This window comes from Cupriavidus sp. L7L (assembly GCF_004353535.1).
GTDB lineage: Bacteria > Pseudomonadota > Gammaproteobacteria > Burkholderiales > Burkholderiaceae > Cupriavidus > Cupriavidus oxalaticus_A.
Window position 1 is genome coordinate 41,438 of record NZ_SMNY01000025.1, and the last position, 17,533, is coordinate 58,970.

A 17,533-nucleotide genomic window follows, 5' to 3' on the forward strand; every position below is an offset into this window, starting at 1 on the left:
GATCAGATCAGGCGCGTTTCTGGAAGCGGGCGTAGAAAAAGCCATCGTGATCCGATGGCAGGCTGGCGTGGCCAGGGTCCTTTTCACCTTGTTCGCCGGCCGAGTGGGTTGTCGTACGGGTGCCGGGCAGCAGCTGCCCCGGCGCCTGCAATCGTATCGCATCTGCCAGTTGTGCACCAAACCAGCGCGCCTGCTCCTCGCCTTCCGTTGGGAAAATAGAACACGTGACGTAGACCAGGATGCCGCCCGGCTTGAGCAGCGGCCACAGCTGCGACACGATGCGGCGCTGCTCGGTGATCAGCTTGGCGATATCGGTCTCACGGCGCAGCCAGCGGATATCGGGATGGCGCCGCACGATGCCGGAGGCCGAGCACGGCACGTCGGCCAGGATGCGGTCGAAGGGCTGGCCGTCCCACCAGTCGGCGGGCCGGCTGGCATCGCCCACCACGATGCGGGCCTGCGTGCCGAGGCGCGCGAGGTTCTCGTTGATGCGCGTGGCGCGCTGCGGGTCGCTTTCCACCGCGGTCACGTCGATGTCGGCAAGCTCCAGCAGGTGGCCGGTCTTGCCGCCGGGCGCGGCGCAGGCATCGAGCACGCGCATGCCGTCGGCCACCTCGAGCAGCGGCGCGGCCAGTTGCGCGCCGGCGTCCTGCACCGACACCGTGCCTTCGGCGAAGCCCGGCAATTGCGTCACCGGCACCGCGCGCACCAGGCGCACGGCCTGCGGGCCGACCACGGTGCCGGCGAGACCGGCATTGGCCAGGTCGGTCTGGTATTGCTTCACGCTGACCCGCGCGGTGTTGACGCGCAGCGTCATCGGCGGGCGCACGTTGACGCTCGCGGCGAGATCGGTCCACTGCTCCGGGTACGCCTCGCGCAGCATGCGCAGCCACCACGGCGGCAGGTTCCAGCGCGCCTGTTCGTCGCGGTTGACCTCGGCCAGCAGCGCCTTGCGCTCGCGCAGGAAACGGCGCAGTACCGCGTTGACCAGGCCGCGGGCGTGCGCAGTCTTGGGTTCCGACGCGGCCGCGCTGACCGCCTGATCGACCACCGTGAAGGTGCTGTAGCCGGCGCGGCCCGGGGTGCCCGGCGTCGCGCCCTGTGCCGCGTCCTGGCTGTCTTTGTCCTGCCGCTGGCCCGGTGCCTGCTCGAGCAGCAGCGCAAGCGCCACCGCCAGCAGCGAGTCCACCTGCGCGCCGGGCGGGCGCGTGACCAGCTTCGTCACCAGCGCACGCGCGGTGCCGAACTGGCGCATGGTGCGGTAAGCGATGTCCTGCAGCGCGCCGCGCGTGGCGGCATCGCGCACGCGGTCCAGGCGCAGCTGCGCGGCGGCGTCTTCGATCGCCTGCGGCAAGGCGGTGCCTTCGCTGACGGCGCGTACCGCGGCGGCGGCGCCAAGCATCTGGAAGGCAAGCGAATCGGGAGGCAGGCGCATATCGGTCAGGCAGCGGGTGAGGCGGCAGGTAAGTCGTGAATCGGTGGGCAGCCGGGCGAGGGCAAGAAAAATGCCCGCTGGTCCATGTTTAAACCAGCGGGCAGTTTACCTTGTGTGGGAGCCGCGCTCCGGAATTGAGCCACATTGGCTCCCCGGCGGGCTCCCCGGGGACCCCGCGAACTCCCGCCCGATCAGGCGGGATAGGTCCCGGTCTGCGCCATCTGCATCAGGCGCGAGATGCGTTCCTCGGTCGCCGGGTGGGTCGAGAACAGGTTGGCGATGGCGCCGCCCGAGAGCGGGTTCATGATCATCATCTGCGCCGTGGCCGGGTGCTCCTCGGCCGCCTGGAACGGGATGCCCTGCGCATAGCGGTGGATTTTGTCGAGCGCGCTGGCCAGCGCCTGCGGGTCGCCGCAGATCTCGGCGCCGCCGCGGTCGGCTTCAAATTCGCGCGCGCGCGAGATCGCCATCTGGATCAGCGAGGCCGCCAGCGGCGCCAGGATTGCCACCGCAATGCTGGCGATGGGATTGGTGCGGTTGCCGTTCTCGTCGCGGCCGCCGAAGAACATCGCCATGTTGGCCAGCGCGGAAATGGCACCGGCCATGGTCGCGGCAATGGTCGAGGTCAGGATGTCGCGATGGCGCACGTGCGCCAGCTCATGCGCCATCACGCCGCGCAGCTCGCGCTCGGACAGTACGCGCAGGATGCCGGTGGTCGCGGCCACCGCGGCGTGTTCCGGGTTGCGGCCGGTGGCGAAGGCGTTCGGCGCGTCTTCATTGATCAGGTAGACGCGCGGCATCGGCAGGTTGGCGCGCTGCGCCAGCTCCTGCACCATGCCGTAGAACTGCGGCGCGGTACTGGCGTCGACTTCCTGCGCGTTGTACATGCGCAGGACCATCTTGTCCGAGAACCAGTAGGAGAAGAAGTTCATGCCGAGCGCGAGCAGCAGCGCCATCATCATGCCGCTGCGTCCGCCGATCATGCCGCCGATGACGATGAACAGCGCCGTGATGGCCGCCATCAGCATGAAGGTCTTGACCCAGTTGAACATTGCGGTGATCTCCATGTAGTGGACCGCGCCGGCTGCTGCAAGACGTTGCAAAACATGCCGGTGCGATGACCGTTAGATAGGGGCCAACACCAGAAAATTCAACTGCTTGCGGGGACCAGCCGCCGCACCATGGCGCATGACGCACACGAAGTGCTTGCCGCGCCGGCTTGACTGATTATGCCTGCGCCGCGCCATTGCCGGGGACCACGCAGCGCGTGCCCGGCGGCACCGGCATGGCCTGCAGGAACTGCTGCGCCGGCTGGCGGCGCCCGCCCGGCTTCTGCAGCTCGGTCACCTGCAGGGCGCTGCCGTCGCCGCAGGCGATGATGATGCCGCCGGCATCGGCCGCCAGCACCGTCCCGGGCGGGTGCGGCAGGCTGCTGGCCGCGGCCAGCGGCATTGCCTGCCAGCACTTGATGACGGTATCGCCGACCTGCACGGTGGCGCCGGGGAACGGGTTGAAGGCGCGTACCTGGCTGGCCAGCGCCGTGGCCGGGCGGCGCAGGTCCAGCGGCGCCTCGTCCTTGGCGATCTTCTCGGCGTAGGTGACGCCGGCTTCGGGCTGCTTCGTCGCAGCCAGCGCGCGGCCAGCGGCCAGTTCCTGCAGCGCGGCGACGGTCATGCGCGCGCCCAGCGCGGCCAGCTTGTCGTGCAGCGTGCCGGTGGTGTCGTCGGCGCCGATCGGCACGGCCTCGCGCGTGAGCATGTCGCCGGTGTCCAGGCCCTCGTCCATCTGCATCAGCGTGATGCCGGTCTCGGCATCGCCGGCCTCGATGGCGCGGTGGATCGGCGCCGCGCCGCGCCAGCGCGGCAGCAGCGAGCCATGGATGTTGAGGCAGCCCAGGCGCGGCAACTCCAGCACCTCGGCCGGCAGGATCAGGCCGTAGGCGGCGACCACCATCACGTCGGGGGCGAGTTCCGCCAGCGTGTCCACGGCCGCCGCGGCCTCTTCCGGATACTTGCCTTGCCGGCGCAGCGAACGGGGCTGCAGCACCGGGCCGAGCCCGTTGGCCACCGCGTACTGCTTGACCGGGCTTGCCTGCAGCTGCATGCCGCGGCCCGCGGGCCGGTCCGGCTGCGTCAGCACGGCCACCACGGGAAAGCCGGCGGCGTGGATGGCTTCAAGCGCGACGCGCGCGAACTCGGGCGTGCCGGCAAAGGCGACACGCAGGGGCTTGGCTTGGGACATGGCAGGTTCCGAGGTGAATACTGGCTGAAAGCGCGGGCTGAAAGCGCAACCGGCCGCTATCGCGGCCGGTACGTTTGTTCTTCGGAAGTCATAAAGATAGCAGACCCCGCGCGCGTGTCGAGCGCAGGCGGCGGATTCCGCCGTGCTGTTACATCTTCGCGCGCTTCTCGCGGATGCCGCGCGCGACTTACATGCGCGTGCGTTCGCGCTTCTGCAGCTTGCTCTTGATGCGGTTCAGCTTCAGCGGCGACAGGTACTCGACGAAGACCTTGCCGCGCAGGTGGTCGATCTCATGCTGGATACATACGGCCAGCAGGTCGTCGGCGTCCAGCTCGAAGGTCTCGCCCTTCTCGTTGAGCGCGCGCACGCGCACGCGGTCGGGGCGCTCGACGCGGTCATAGATCTCGGGCACCGACAGGCAGCCCTCTTCCCACACCTTGCGCTTGTCGCTGGCCCAGACGACTTCCGGATTGATAAAGACCTGGAGCTGGTCGCGCGTTTCGGAAACGTCGATCACCACCACCTGCTCGTGGACGTTCACCTGCGTCGCGGCCAGGCCGATGCCCGGCGCTTCGTACATGGTCTCGGCCATGTCCTTCACCAGCTGGCGAATACGGTCGTCCACGGCCGCGACAGGTTTCGCGACGGTGTGCAGACGGGGATCGGGGTAGGTCAGGATGTCGAGTTTTGCCATGATGCTAGGGCGCAACGCCCGCTTGAGCGAGCGGCCCGGCCGCGTTGCGGCGTCGGGACTTTACATGCAGAATCGGGGCGCCAGTACAAAAAATCAAGGCGCGCCGAAGCAGGCACGCTCTCCAGGGTCAATCCGGCCGAACCACCGGCCGGTTCAGGAAAATGCGCGATCTTACCAAAGAACACCAGGCGGCGTCGGGCCGCAGGCTGCACGCGTTCACCCTCACATTGCTGAGTGCCGCCGGCATCACTGCCGCGGCAACACTGCCCGCCAGGGCCGCCGACCTGACGGTCACGGCGGCGCAGCAGGCCGAGGCCCAGCGCACTGCCCGCCAGGGCATCCCGATCGCCGATCTCGCCCCCAATGCGCCCTCGCAGTACACCGTGCGCAACGGCGATACGCTGTGGGGCATTTCGGGCCGATACCTGCGCCAGCCGTGGCGCTGGCCCGAGTTGTGGGGGATGAACCAGCAGCAGATCCGCAACCCGCACCTTATTTACCCCGGCCAGATCCTGTACCTGATCCAGCGCGACGGCCGCGCCTGGCTGTCGACCACCCCCGCGGGCAACGGGACTGTGCAACTGTCACCTCGCGTGCGCGGCGGCGATGCGGACGGTGCCGCCATCCTCAGCATTTCCGCCAGCGATATCGAGCCGTTCCTGATCCGGCCGCTGGTGGTCGACGAAGGCACGCTTGCAACCTCAGCACGGATCGTCGCGGTGCCCGAATCGCGCGTGTACCTGGGCCGCGACGACAGCGCCTACGCGCGCGGCATTGCGCCCGATGCGCCGGCCGGCAGCGACTGGCAGGCCTACCGGCCGGTCACGCCGGTGCGCGATCCGGTCACCAACGCCGTGCTTGGCTATGAGGCCGAGTACGAGGGCAACGTCCGGCTGGCGCGCGGCGCGCAGGGCCCCGACGCGGTGTCCACGCTGCAGGTCACGCAGGCCCAGCAAGAGATGGGCGTGGGCACGATGCTGATGCCGCAGCCGGCGCGCGAAGCGGTGCGCTACGTGCCGCACGCGCCCGATGTCGAGGTCGACGGCCGCGTTGCCAAGGTCTATGGCGGCGTCGAATTCGGCGGCGCCAAGCAGGTGGTGGTGCTCAACGTCGGCAGCAAGGCCGGGCTCGAGCCCGGGCAAGTGCTGGCGCTGTCGCGCACCGGCGAGACCGTACACGACCGGACCGACCAGAACCGCAGCATCCGCCTGCCCGACGAGCGTTACGGGCTCGCCTTTGTCTTCCGCGTGTTCCCCGGCGTGGCGTACGCGCTGGTGACCGACGCCTCCAACGTGATCGCGGTCGGCGACCGCGCCACCTCGCCGCGCTGAACCGGCCTTGGGGGATGGCGTGAAGGCATTGCCCCTGGCCGGCGAGATCCGGCAGGACAGCACGCGCGAGCCGCCTGACGTGCTCGCGTGGCTGCGGCTGGCCAACGCACCCGGCGTCGGCCCTGTGGCGATGCGGCGCCTGATGGCGGCATTCGGGCTGCCGCAGCAGGTGCTGGCGCAAAGCGTGGCGGCGCTGTCGGCGGTGGTACCGGCCAGGCTGGCGCGCGCCGTGCTGGCTGCCCCCGGCGCCGCGGTGTCGGCGCTGGCCGGCCGGACGCTGCGCTGGCTCGACACGCCCGGCAACCACCTCGTTACGCTCGCCGACGACGCCTATCCCCGACGCCTGTTCGACCTGGCCGATCCGCCGCCGCTGCTATATATCCAGGGCGATCCCGCGATGCTGGCCCGCCCCGCGGTGGCCATCGTCGGCGCGCGCTCGGCCACCGCGCAGGGCACGCGCGACGCGCTGACGTTCGGGCAGGGCTTGTCCGAGTCGGGGCTGACGGTGGTTTCGGGCCTGGCGCAGGGCATCGACGCGGCCGCCCATGCGGGCGGCCTGCGCGGCTGCGGCGGCACGGTGGCGGTGATCGGCACCGGGGCCGACCGCGTCTATCCCGCGGAGAACCTTTCATTGGCCCGCGAGGTGGCGCAGCGCGGCGCCATCGTCACCGAGTTCCCGCTCGGCATGCGCGGGCTGGCGGCCAACTTCCCGCGGCGCAACCGCATCATCGCAGCGCTTGCGCGCGGCGTGCTGGTGGTCGAGGCGGCAGCGCGCTCGGGTTCGCTGATCACGGCGCGGCTGGCGGCGGACCTCGGGCGCGAGGTGTTCGCGATTCCCGGTTCGATCCACGCGCCGCTGTCGCGCGGCTGCCACCTGCTGATCGGCCAGGGGGCGAAGCTGGTGGAATCGGTAGCGGACGTGCTCGACGAACTTGGCGCCCCCGCCCCACCCCCGGTCCCGGTCGTTGCGGCTCCGGACCACGATGTCACCGGCAAGGCCCGGCTTTCAGAACCGGCTGATACCCTGTTGCCGGCACTCGGCTACGATCCGGTTACGCTGGACGCGCTGTGCGAGCGCAGCGGCCAGCCCCCGGAGACGGTCGCGGCGCGCCTGCTGGAGCTGGAACTGGCCGGCATGGCCGAACGTCTACCGGGAAACCTGTTCCGGCGCCTCGGCTGAACCAGGCGTTTTGCCACAGCAAGGGGGCATGGCCCCCGATACCGATACAATCGCCGGCGTCCGCATGTCGCGGACGCCACATGACTCCGATGCCATGACCGTTTACTTTCCCGAGCGTGACGCCGCCGCGATTGCCGAATGCCTGGCGGCGCGGCCACAGGGCCGCCTGGTGGCTTGTCTGTGCGCGCAGTGGTGCGGTACCTGCCGGGATTACCTGAAGGCCCTGGAGACACTTGCCGGGCGCCATCCGCAGGACTGTTTCGTCTGGATCGATATCGAGACCCATGCCGATGCGCTCGGCGATATCGACATCGAGAACTTCCCGACGCTGCTGGTACAGCCGGCGTCGGGCGGCGCGCCGCAGTTCTATGGCACGCTGCTGCCGCATGTCGAGGTGCTGGACCGCATGCTGACGCGCGGTGGCGCGATGCCGGCAAGCGCCGAAGATGTGCCACAGGTGCTGGACTGGCTACTTGCCGGGGAGGCTGGCGCCGCCTAGGCGGTGCCGGCGACAACGATGGCGCTTGCTTGCACCGTCGTTGAAACCGCGCTTATTATTGGCGCCTCAAAGCCTCCCGGCGTTCTGATTACTACGTTTGCAGTGCAATTAGCGGGTTGCCGGAAGCGGCTCGCAAGGACCCTTTCCCATGTCAAAAGCCCTCATCATCGCGGAAAAACCGTCGGTCGCGGCGGATATCGCCCGTGCCCTCGGGGGGTTTACCAAGCACGACGAGTATTTCGAGAGCGACGACTACGTGCTGTCTTCGGCAGTTGGCCACCTGGTCGAGATCGCCGCCCCGGACGAATACGAGGTCAAGCGCGGCAAATGGAGTTTTGCCAACCTGCCGGTGATCCCGCCGCATTTTGACCTGCGCCCGATCGCCAAGACCGAGTCGCGCCTGAAGGTGCTGAACCGCCTGATCAAGCGCAAGGACGTGACCGGCCTGATCAACGCCTGCGACGCGGGGCGCGAGGGTGAACTGATCTTCCGCCTGATCGCGCAGCAGGCCAAGGCCAAACAGCCGATCCGCCGCCTGTGGCTGCAGTCGATGACGCCGCAGGCCATCCGCGACGGCTTCGCCAGCCTGCGCGAGGACGAGGACATGCTGCCGCTGGCCGACGCCGCACGCTGCCGTTCCGAGGCCGACTGGCTGGTCGGCATCAACGGCACGCGCGCGATGACCGCCTTCAACAGCAAGGGCGGCGGCTTCTTCCTGACCACCGTGGGCCGCGTGCAGACGCCGACGCTGTCGATCGTGGTCGAGCGCGAAGAGAAGATCAAGCACTTCGTCCCGCGCGACTACTGGGAAGTGCGCGCCGAGTTCATCGCCGCCGCGGGCCTGTACGAAGGCCGCTGGTTCGACCCCAAGTTCAAGAAGAGCGAGTTCGATCCCGAGGCGCGCGAGTCGCGCCTGTGGAGCGAGGCCGAGGCCAAGAGCATCGTTGCCGCCTGCCGCGACAAGCCAGGCACCGTCACCGAGGAATCCAAGCCGTCGACGCAGCAGTCGCCGGCACTGTTCGACCTGACCACGCTGCAGCGCGAGGCCAACTCGCGTTTCGGCTTCTCGGCCAAGAACACGCTGGGCCTGGCGCAGGCGCTGTATGAGAAGCACAAGGTCCTGACCTACCCGCGTACCGACGCCCGCGCGCTGCCCGAGGACTACATGGACACGGTCAAGCAGACCATGGACATGCTGGCCGACAGCTCGCCCAACTACCTGCCGCACGCGAAGAAGATCCTGTCGCAGGGCTGGGTACGCCCGAACAAGAAGATCTTCGACAACAGCAAGATCAGCGACCACTTCGCCATCATCCCGACGCTGCAGGCGCCAAAGAATCTGTCGGAGCCGGAACAGAAGCTGTATGACCTGGTGGTGCGCCGCTTCCTGGCGGTGTTCTTCCCGGCCGCCGAATTCCAGGTCACGACCCGCATCACCGAAGTTGCCGGACACCACTTCAAGACCGAAGGCAAGGTGCTGGTCAACCCCGGCTGGCTGGTGATCTATGGCCGCGAGGCGCAAGGCGACAAGGATGCCGCCAACCTGGTGCCGGTGGCAAAGGACGAGAAAGTCAAGACCGACAAGGTCGAGAGCGTCGGCCTGACCACCAAGCCGCCCGCGCGCTACAACGAAGCCACGCTGCTGTCGGCCATGGAAGGCGCCGGCAAGCTGGTGGACGACGACGCGCTGCGCGAGGCCATGGCCGGCAAGGGCCTGGGCACCCCGGCCACGCGCGCGGCGATCATCGAAGGCCTGCTGACCGAGAAGTACCTGGTGCGCGAAGGCCGCGAGCTGATCCCCACCGCCAAGGCGTTCCAGCTGATGACGCTGCTGCGCGGGCTGGGCGTGCAGGAACTGACGCAGGCCGAACTGACCGGCGAGTGGGAGCACAAGCTCTCGCAGATCGAGCGCGGGCGCCTGAAGCGCGACGAGTTCATGCTCGAAATCGCGCAGATGACGCAGCAGATCGTCAAGCGCGCCAAGGAATACGACAGCGACACCATCCCGGGCGACTACGCCACGCTGGACACGCCCTGCCCGCAGTGCGGCGGGCAGGTCAAGGAGAACTATCGCCGCTTCGCCTGCACCGCGTGCGAGTTCTCGATCAGCAAGATCCCCGGCGGGCGCCAGTTCGAGATCGAAGAGGTCGAGGAACTGCTGCTGAAGAAGGAAATCGGTCCGCTGCAGGGCTTCCGCAGCAAGATGGGCCGCCCGTTCGCCGCCATCCTCAAGCTGGGCAAGGACGACGAAGGCAATTTCAAGATGGAGTTCGACTTCGGCCAGAATGACGACGAGGGCGACGGCGAGCCGGTCGACTTCAGCGGCCAGGAGCCGGTCGGCACCTGCCCCAAGTGCGGCGGCGCGGTGTTCGAGCACGGCATGAAGTACGTCTGCGAGAACAGCGTGGCCAGCCCCAAGAGCTGCGACTTCACCACCGGCAAGATCATCCTGCAGCAGGAGATCAGCCGCGAGCAGATCGGCAAGCTGCTCAATGACGGCAAGACCGACCTGCTGACCGGCTTCAAGTCGTCGCGCACCGGCCGCAACTTCAAGGCCTTCCTGGTCAAGCAGCCGGACGGCAAGATCGGCTTCGAGTTCGAGGCGCGCGAGCCCAAGCCGGGCGCCAAGACTGCGGCAAAGACGGGATCGCGTGGCGCGGCCAAGGTGGCCGATGCCGAGCCGGCGGAGGCACCGGAGGGCAAGGCGTCGGCCAAGACCGCGGCCACGAAGACGGCCACAAAGACGGCGGCGAAGACGGCAGCGAAGAAGACCGCCGCCACCAAGACCGCGGCCAAGAAGGTGCCCGCCAAGAGCGCGGCGCGCAAGACCGCTGTCGAAGCGGGCGAGTGACACCGTAACGGCAAAGGGGCCCGCAAGGGCCCCTTTTGCAATCCGGAATCAGCCGCCGGCCCTTCCCAGGACTTCCAGGACTTCCTGGACTTACGTGCTGACGCTATGCGCCGGGTGCCGCGGCTCGGCGTCCTCCGCCTTGCCCTTCACCTGCCCTTCCTCCAGCAGGAAATCGATAAACGCACGGACCTTGGTCGGCAGGAACTTCCGGCTCGGGTAGACCACGCTGACGTCGCGCCGTGGCAACTGATACTGCGGCAACACATGGACCAGCTTGCCGGATTCGATATTCGGCCGGGCCAGGTAGGAAGACAGCATGGCCACGCCCATATTGGCCAGCGCAGCCTGGTGCGCCAACTCGGCATTGCTGCACAGCAGGCCAGGGCGGATCGGCACGGTCACCTCGCCCTCGGGCCCGAGCAGCGTCCATTCGTGTTCGGCGTTGGGCAGCCGCATCGCGATGCAGCGATGGTGGCTCAGCTCGTGCGCATGGCGCAGCGGCGCGTGCGCGGCCACGTAGCCGGGCGATGCACACAGGATCACTTCGGCCGACAGCAGCGGGCGTGCCACCAGATGCGAGCCCAGCCCCAGGTCTGACAGCATTACGGCCACGTCGCGGCCTTCCTCGACGATGTCGACATTGCGATCGGACAGCAGCACGTCGAACACCACATCCGGATAGAGCTGCTGGAAGCGCGATAGCAGTTCGGGCAGCAGGTGCAGGCCGAACATCACCGGCGTCACCAGCCGCAGCGTGCCCGACAGCGACTGGCTGCGCGCGGCGACCACGCTTTCGGCCTCTTCCACATCCTCGAGGATCTGCTGGCAGCGCTGCAGGTAGGTTTCGCCGGCGTCGGTCAGCGACAGGCTGCGAGTGGTCCGGTTCAGCAGCCGGGTGCCCAGGTGGCTTTCCAGGTCGGCGACGTAGCGGGTGACCACGGCGTTGGACATTTCCAGCTGTTGCGCTGCACGCGCGAAGCTTCCCAGTTCCACCACCTTGGAAAACACACGCATCGATTGCAGGCGATCCATGACATAGTCTCCCGTTTCTGCGCTGAATCCTTACGCGTTCAGGCTGCTTTATTGTTGGAATCAGAACTAATCATTGTGGATCCTGATATTTATTGATATGAGGGAAATGCCTAATATCTACCCATCGGATGCCGCAATGCAACAATCCTGTTTTAGCCAAAGTGCTGGCGGAGGCATCCAAGCTATAAAGAAGGCCTGAATCATGAAAAACCGCTCCGCCCTGATCGCTGTCGCCACCATCGCCGCTGCCCTGTCCGCTTCGCCGGCCTTTGCCAAGGCAGGCAAGTTCGATGTGTTCACCGACGGTGCCAAGGCGGCCAAGTACGACATCTACACGGACGGCGCCAAGGCCGGCAAGTACGACGTGTTCGCTGACGGTGCCAAGGCTGGCAAGTTCGACACCTACACCGATGGCGCCCGCGCCGGCAAGTTCGACGCCTTTGCCGACGGCGCAAAGTACGAAACCGGTACCGATCGCGCGCCGCTGTAAGCGGCCCGTCCCTCCGGGGTCCGCTACCGCAACAAGGCTCCTGCAAGCGCGATCCGGGGCCGCTCCTCCCCAGAGCGGCCCCTTCTGTTTCTGCCTGGTCTCCAACCGGCTTTGGGAGAGAGTCAAACGCCCTCTCCCGCTTTATTGGAGAAGAAGCCCGCAACCGGCATGTCCGGCTGCGGGCTTCTTTGTTTCGGTGCGCGGCAGGTCGGGCGCCGCACTGAAATCGATTATGCCAGACGGCACAAATAAGAAACGGGCCCTTGCGGCCCGTTTTTGCTTCACCCCGGCAGATCAGTCGTGATCGTGGTGATGGCGATGCTTGTGCTTCTTGTGCTTGTAGTGGCCGTTGTTGTAATAACGACGGTCGTCTGCATACGAATTGCTGCGCGAGATATTGCCGCCCAGCGCCGCACCGGCACCGCCGCCCAGGCCGGCGCCAATCAGGCCGCCGGTACGGCCGCCCATGGCGTTGCCCGCCGCGGTACCTGCGCCACCGCCCAGCGCGCCGCCGATGATGGCGCCGGTGCGCTCGCGGCGGTTGGACGTCACGGCGCCGCCTGCGCCGCCACCCACCGCACCACCGATCACTGCGCCGGTGCTGCCGCCGAGCGCGCCGCCCACTGCGGCACCGGCGACGCCGCCGAGCGCGCCGCCCAGGGCGTTGTTCATGTCGCCCGCGAAGGCCGGCAGCGCGCTGGCCGCCAGGGCGAGGGCAATGGTCAGATTGCGAACGGGATGGCGAGTCATATGTCTTGTCCTTTGAATTGCCATGATGTGTCGCAAGTGTAGAGAAGGAGCCCCACGCTTGCTGTAACTACCTGTAAAGCCCTGTAACCCCCTGCAGAAACGGCGTAACTGGGCAATAAAAGCGCGGTGAAAATACAACACCTAACAAAAAGACAGGCGATCATGTGATCGCCTGTCTGCTTTGTCTGCACCCGGGCCAGGGCCCGGATGCGTATTTTACCGTGTGCTCAGCAGCACTTGCCTTGCCCGCCGCCGTAGCGCGCTTCCTGGCGCTCGCGGAAGAACTCTTCGTAGCTCATCGGCGCGCGGTCCGGATGCGTGCTCTCCATGTGCGCCACATAGGTCTGGTAGTCGGGCAAGCCGACCATCAGCCGCAGCGACTGCCCGAGATAACGCCCCATCGTACCCAGTTGTTCCAGCATGGCGGGCTCCTTGTCGAGGTCAGGGTCAGGACTGGGCCGAAGCCGCGCCTGGCAGCGGCTCGAACGGCGTTTCCTTGTCGGTCGGGCGGTTCACCGCGCGGGCCTGCAGCGCGGTCTTGAAGCCATAGAACACGATCGACAGCACCACCACCATGAACAGCGCGCACAGGCCGGCGTCCAGGTAGTCGTTGAAGACGATGCGGTGCATCTGCTCCATCGACTTGGCCGGGGCCAGCACCTTGCCTTCGGCAATGGCGGCGCTGAACTTGGCGGCGTGGGTCAGGAAACTGACCTTCGGGTCGGCGTGGAACAGCTTCTGCCAGCCGGCAGTCAGCGTGCAGATCAGCAGCCAGACGGTCGGCACCAGCGTGACCCAGGCGTACTGGCCGCGCTTCATCTTGACCAGCACGCAGGTACCCAGCACCAGCGCCACCGCGGCCAGCATCTGGTTGGAGATGCCGAACAGCGGCCACAGGGTGTTGATGCCGCCCAGCGGATCGACCACGCCCTGGTACAGGAAGTAGCCCCAGGCCGCCACGCACAGCCCGGTGGCGATCAGGTTGGCGGGCAGCGAGTCGGTCTTGCGCATCGACGGGATAAAGCTGCCCAGCAGGTCCTGCAGCATGAAGCGGCCGGCACGGGTGCCCGCGTCGACGGCGGTCAGGATGAACAGTGCCTCGAACAGGATCGCGAAGTGGTACCAGAACGCCATCATGGCCTGGCCGCCCACCACCTGGTGCAGGATGTGCGCGATGCCCACGGCCAGCGTCGGCGCGCCGCCGGCGCGCGAGATGATGGTGTTCTCGCCGACGTCCTTGGCGGTCTGCACCAGCACGTCAGGCGTGATCACGAAGCCCCAGGTCGAGACCGCCTGCGCCACCGCTTCCGGCGTGGTGCCGATCACGGCCGCGGGGCTGTTCATGGCGAAGTACACGCCCGGCTCGATCACCGCGGCGGCCACCAGCGCCATGATGGCGACGAAGGACTCGGCCAGCATCGCGCCGTAGCCGATGAAGCGCGCGTGGGTCTCGTTCTCCAGCAGCTTGGGCGTGGTGCCCGACGAGATCAGCGCATGGAAGCCCGACACCGCGCCGCAGGCGATGGTGATGAACAGGAACGGGAACAGGTTGCCCGACCACACCGGGCCGCCGCCCTCGGCGAACTGCGTGAAGGCCGGCATCTTCAGCTCCGGCGCCACGATCACGATGCCCACCGCCAGCGCGATGATGGTGCCGATCTTCAGGAAGGTCGACAGGTAGTCGCGCGGGGCCAGCAGCAGCCACACCGGCAGCACGGCGGCGATGAAGCCGTAAATGATCAGCATCCAGGTCAGCGCCTTGCCGTCGTAGGTGAACAGCGGGGCCAGCGTCGCGCTTTCATGCACGTACTGGCCGCCGATGATCGCCATCATCAGCAGCACGAAGCCGATCACGGATACTTCGCCGATGCGGCCCGGACGGATGTAGCGGGTGTAGATGCCCATGAAGATGGCGATGGGGATGGTCACCGCCACGGTGAAGGTGCCCCACGGCGAATCGGCCAGCGCCTTCACCACGATCAGCGCCAGCACCGCCAGGATGATGATCATGATCATGAAGCAGCCGAACAGCGCGATCAGGCCCGGCACCGTGCCCATTTCGGACTTGACCAGGTCGCCCAGCGAGCGGCCGTCGCGGCGCGTGGAGATGAACAGCACCATGAAGTCCTGCACCGCGCCGGCGAACACCACGCCGGCCAGCAGCCACAGCATGCCGGGCATGTAGCCCATCTGCGCGGCCAGCACCGGGCCGACCAGCGGGCCGGCCCCGGCGATCGCGGCGAAGTGGTGGCCGAACAGAACCGCTTTGTTGGTCGGCACGTAGTCCAGGCCGTCGTTATGGCGCCAGGCCGGCGTCATGCGTTTCGGGTCGAGCTGCATCACCTTGTCGGCGATAAAGCGGCTGTAGTAGCGGTAGGCGATCAGGTAGATGCAGAGCGCGGCGACCACGATCCACAGTGCGCTGACGGCCTCGCCGCGCGCCAGCGCGACGGTGCCGAAGGCAAACGCGCCGAGCACGGCGACGGCCAGCCACACCAGGTGTTCTCCGATGCGATTCATAGTGAAGGTCTCCTCAGACCGGGATTTGGAAAGCCTGCGGCGGCGAAGGACTGGTAACTGGCAACGGGCTGGGTCGGCGGCGGGCGCGCCTGGGCGGGCAGCTGGGCAATCCGGCGGTGAAGGTGTCTCCTGGGATCTGGCTGCTGCTCGCCCGGTTCGTGTCGTTTCCGGATCTCGTCTTGCAGGCAGGCGGTGCACCATCCGGATAGGCCGGTGCACCAGCTGCGTGGATACGCGCGCCTTGTTGGGGCGGCCTGCGCATCCGGCGTGTAGTATTGACACCCGCCAAACCCCGCACAAGCGCGTAACTACGCAGCACTTCTGCGTAGTACTACGCAAATCGACGGTGGCATGCCGCCTGCGCGGCATCGGTGTTTACCCCCGGTCCTGTATGAAACTCCGCCAGAAGATCCTGTTGCTCGCGGTGGCGCCCCTTGCGGTGGCCATGCTGGGCATCGCGCTTGCCGTGCGCTACCAGGCGACCCAGCTCGCGCAGCATGAGCGCGCGCTGGTCGAAGCCGCTTACCTGCAAAGCAAGGAAATGGAGCTGCGCCACTACGTAGAACTGGCGCAGAGCGCGATCGCGCCGATGGTGCGGTCGGGCCGCACTGATCTGGCCACGCGCCAGGCGGCAATGGAGGCGCTGGCCCGGCTCGACTACGGGCCGGACGGCTATTTCTTCCTGTACGACCTGCAGGGCCGCAACCTGATGCACCCGCGCCAGCCCGAGCTGGTCGGCCAGGACTTGTGGACCATGCGCGACCCGCAGGGATCGCTCACCATCCAGCAGCTGATCGCGGCGGCCAGGGGCGGAGGCGGCGCGGTGCGGTACCTGTGGAAAAAGCCGTCATCGCAGCAACTGGTACCCAAGCTCGGCTACGTGGTGTCGGTACCCGAATGGGGCTGGATGCTCGGCACCGGCATCTACCTGGACGACGTGGAAAGCACGCTGCGCCAGCTCGATGCCCGTGCCGAGACCGATATCCGGGAGACCATGGCCTGGATCGGCGTGATCGCCGCGATCAGCATCCTGCTGGTAGCGGCCAGCGGCCTCGCGCTCAATGTCAGCGAGCATCGCGAGGCCGATGCCAAGCTGCGCCAGCTTGCGCAGCGGGTGGTGCAGTCGCAGGAGGAGGAGCGGGCACGGCTGTCGCGCGAACTGCACGACGGCATCAGCCAGTTGCTGGTGTCGGTCAAGCTGGTGCTGGAGACCGCTACCAACCGGCTGCGGCTGGCCCCAACCGAAGGCGCCGCGGTGGCGCCGGTGCTGGGCATGGCGCTGAACCGGCTCGACACGGTTTTCAATGAAGTGCGGCGGGTGGCGCGCAACTTGCGGCCGGCATTGCTGGACGACCTCGGTCTCTTTGCCGCGCTCCAGCACCTGGCGCGCGAGATGCAGGGCGGCAGCCGGCTGCAGATCTCGGTGATTCAGTCAGGTACCCCGCGCGAGTTGCCCGACGAGCAGGCCACCGCGCTGTTCCGCATCGCCCAGGAGGCGCTGACCAACGTGGAACGCCACGCAAACGCCCGGCACGTCAGCGTGTCGCTGGCATTCGACGCCGACGCCACCCGGCTCACGGTGCGCGACGACGGCGCCGGTTTCGACGTGCCGAGCATGCAGCGCGATCCCCGGCGCGGCATCGGCCTGCGCAACCTGGGCGAGCGCATCGCCGCGTTGTGCGGGCAGTTCGATATTGTTTCCGGCACCGGCGGCACCGAGCTGGTGGCGTCGCTGCCCCTGGCGAAGCCTGCGCCAAAGCCCGCAGCCGTTTCGCATGATCCTGTTTCCGCCGGACCTTCGCAGTCATGACACGTTTCCCTGAATCGAGCCACACCGGCGCACCGGCGCGCGTATTGCTGATCGACGATCACGCGCTGGTGCGCGACGGCATGCGCATGCACCTGGCGCTGCAGCCGGGGCTGCGCGTGGTCGGCGAGGCCGATGGCGGCGAGGCGGCGCTCGCGTGGCTGGACCGTGCCGGCGAGGCCGACCTGCCGGACCTGGTGATCACCGATATCGGCATGCGCGGCATGGGCGGCATTGCGCTGGCGGCCGCGCTCCATGACCGGTATCCGGGGCTGGCGGTACTGATCGTGTCGATGCACGACAACCTGGAGTATGTGCGGCAGGCCGTGCGCGCGGGGGCGCGGGGCTATGTGCTGAAGGATGCGCCGGCCGATGAGCTGATGGCGGCGATCCAGTCGGTGCTGGCGGGGCGGGTGTTCTACAGTGCCCGCATCGCGCGCGGCATGGCCGAGCAGAGCCCGGGACCGCTGGATGCGCTGACCCGGCGCGAGCGCGACATCCTGGGCTGCATCGGGCGCGGGATGGCCAACAAGGAGATTGCGGCGCAACTGGGCGTATCGGTGCGGACGGTCGAAACACACCGGCTCAACCTGAAACGCAAGCTGGGGATCGAAGGGCGCTCGGGGTTGGTGAAGTATGCGGTGGAGACGCTGGGGGATAGAGAGGGGGGCTGACAGGCCCCCAGGACGCCGAAAAGGAGTGC

15 protein-coding genes are annotated in these 17,533 nt (G+C 67.6%); 7 read left to right on the forward strand and 8 right to left on the reverse strand.

The window, feature by feature from the left end; all coding sequences use genetic code 11:
* Positions 1–7: 7 nt before the first annotated feature.
* From rsmB to def, 4 genes are all read right to left on the reverse strand, one after another.
* The gene (rsmB, locus tag E1J61_RS24675) at positions 8–1,435 is read right to left on the reverse strand and encodes a 16S rRNA (cytosine(967)-C(5))-methyltransferase RsmB (RefSeq protein WP_133096593.1); all 1,428 of its coding nucleotides are present in this window, start codon (positions 1,433–1,435) and stop codon (positions 8–10) included.
* A 191-nt stretch (positions 1,436–1,626) separates the two neighbouring features.
* Positions 1,627–2,487: a zinc metalloprotease HtpX gene (htpX, locus tag E1J61_RS24680; RefSeq protein WP_133096694.1), complete on the reverse strand. Its 861-nt coding sequence runs from the start codon at positions 2,485–2,487 to the stop codon at positions 1,627–1,629.
* A 175-nt stretch (positions 2,488–2,662) separates the two neighbouring features.
* Positions 2,663–3,676 carry a methionyl-tRNA formyltransferase gene (gene fmt, locus E1J61_RS24685; RefSeq protein WP_133096594.1) on the reverse strand — a complete coding sequence of 338 codons (1,014 nt, stop codon included), beginning with the start codon at positions 3,674–3,676 and terminating at the stop codon, positions 2,663–2,665.
* Between the two features lie 187 nt (positions 3,677–3,863).
* Positions 3,864–4,370 carry a peptide deformylase gene (def, locus tag E1J61_RS24690; RefSeq protein ID WP_133096595.1) on the reverse strand — a complete coding sequence of 169 codons (507 nt, stop codon included), beginning with the start codon at positions 4,368–4,370 and terminating at the stop codon, positions 3,864–3,866.
* 161 nt (positions 4,371–4,531) lie between these two features.
* Here def and E1J61_RS24695 point away from each other — a divergent pair, with 161 nt between their 5' ends.
* The 4 genes from E1J61_RS24695 to E1J61_RS24710 all read left to right on the forward strand — a co-directional run bounded on the left by E1J61_RS24695 (position 4,532) and on the right by E1J61_RS24710 (position 10,231).
* Positions 4,532–5,701 carry a LysM peptidoglycan-binding domain-containing protein gene (locus E1J61_RS24695; RefSeq protein ID WP_133096596.1) on the forward strand — a complete coding sequence of 390 codons (1,170 nt, stop codon included), beginning with the start codon at positions 4,532–4,534 and terminating at the stop codon, positions 5,699–5,701.
* A 19-nt stretch (positions 5,702–5,720) separates the two neighbouring features.
* A complete protein-coding gene (dprA, locus tag E1J61_RS24700; RefSeq protein WP_243736962.1) occupies positions 5,721–6,881 on the forward strand; it encodes a DNA-processing protein DprA in 1,161 nt (386 codons plus the stop codon).
* A gap of 94 nt (positions 6,882–6,975) precedes the next feature.
* The gene (locus tag E1J61_RS24705) at positions 6,976–7,380 is read left to right on the forward strand and encodes a thioredoxin family protein (protein ID WP_133096597.1); all 405 of its coding nucleotides are present in this window, start codon (positions 6,976–6,978) and stop codon (positions 7,378–7,380) included.
* A gap of 148 nt (positions 7,381–7,528) precedes the next feature.
* Complete coding sequence (locus E1J61_RS24710; RefSeq protein ID WP_133096598.1) at positions 7,529–10,231, forward strand: DNA topoisomerase III; 2,703 nt, start codon at positions 7,529–7,531, stop codon at positions 10,229–10,231.
* A 90-nt stretch (positions 10,232–10,321) separates the two neighbouring features.
* On the opposite strand, the gene E1J61_RS24715 is transcribed toward E1J61_RS24710, so the two are convergent.
* Complete coding sequence (locus E1J61_RS24715) at positions 10,322–11,263, reverse strand: LysR family transcriptional regulator (protein WP_133096599.1); 942 nt, start codon at positions 11,261–11,263, stop codon at positions 10,322–10,324.
* A gap of 202 nt (positions 11,264–11,465) precedes the next feature.
* Between E1J61_RS24715 and E1J61_RS24720 the strand changes: the two genes are divergently transcribed.
* Complete coding sequence (locus E1J61_RS24720; protein WP_243736963.1) at positions 11,466–11,753, forward strand: hypothetical protein; 288 nt, start codon at positions 11,466–11,468, stop codon at positions 11,751–11,753.
* A 294-nt stretch (positions 11,754–12,047) separates the two neighbouring features.
* Here the strand turns inward: E1J61_RS24720 and E1J61_RS24725 are convergent, their stop codons facing one another.
* The 3 genes from E1J61_RS24725 to E1J61_RS24735 all read right to left on the reverse strand — a co-directional run bounded on the left by E1J61_RS24725 (position 12,048) and on the right by E1J61_RS24735 (position 15,023).
* The gene (locus tag E1J61_RS24725) at positions 12,048–12,503 is read right to left on the reverse strand and encodes a hypothetical protein (RefSeq protein WP_133096601.1); all 456 of its coding nucleotides are present in this window, start codon (positions 12,501–12,503) and stop codon (positions 12,048–12,050) included.
* A 227-nt stretch (positions 12,504–12,730) separates the two neighbouring features.
* Positions 12,731–12,925 carry a YbdD/YjiX family protein gene (locus tag E1J61_RS24730; RefSeq protein ID WP_012354346.1) on the reverse strand — a complete coding sequence of 65 codons (195 nt, stop codon included), beginning with the start codon at positions 12,923–12,925 and terminating at the stop codon, positions 12,731–12,733.
* A gap of 25 nt (positions 12,926–12,950) precedes the next feature.
* Positions 12,951–15,023, reverse strand: a complete 2,073-nt coding sequence (locus tag E1J61_RS24735) for a carbon starvation CstA family protein (RefSeq protein ID WP_133096602.1) — start codon at positions 15,021–15,023, stop codon at positions 12,951–12,953.
* A 391-nt stretch (positions 15,024–15,414) separates the two neighbouring features.
* Here E1J61_RS24735 and E1J61_RS24740 point away from each other — a divergent pair, with 391 nt between their 5' ends.
* Together E1J61_RS24740 and E1J61_RS24745 are read left to right on the forward strand one after the other, a co-directional pair.
* Positions 15,415–16,833: a cache domain-containing protein gene (locus tag E1J61_RS24740; protein ID WP_133096603.1), complete on the forward strand. Its 1,419-nt coding sequence runs from the start codon at positions 15,415–15,417 to the stop codon at positions 16,831–16,833.
* A complete protein-coding gene (locus E1J61_RS24745) occupies positions 16,830–17,504 on the forward strand; it encodes a response regulator transcription factor (RefSeq protein ID WP_133096604.1) in 675 nt (224 codons plus the stop codon). The genes E1J61_RS24740 and E1J61_RS24745 overlap by 4 nt, the downstream gene beginning before the upstream one ends.
* Positions 17,505–17,533: the final 29 nt, after the last annotated feature.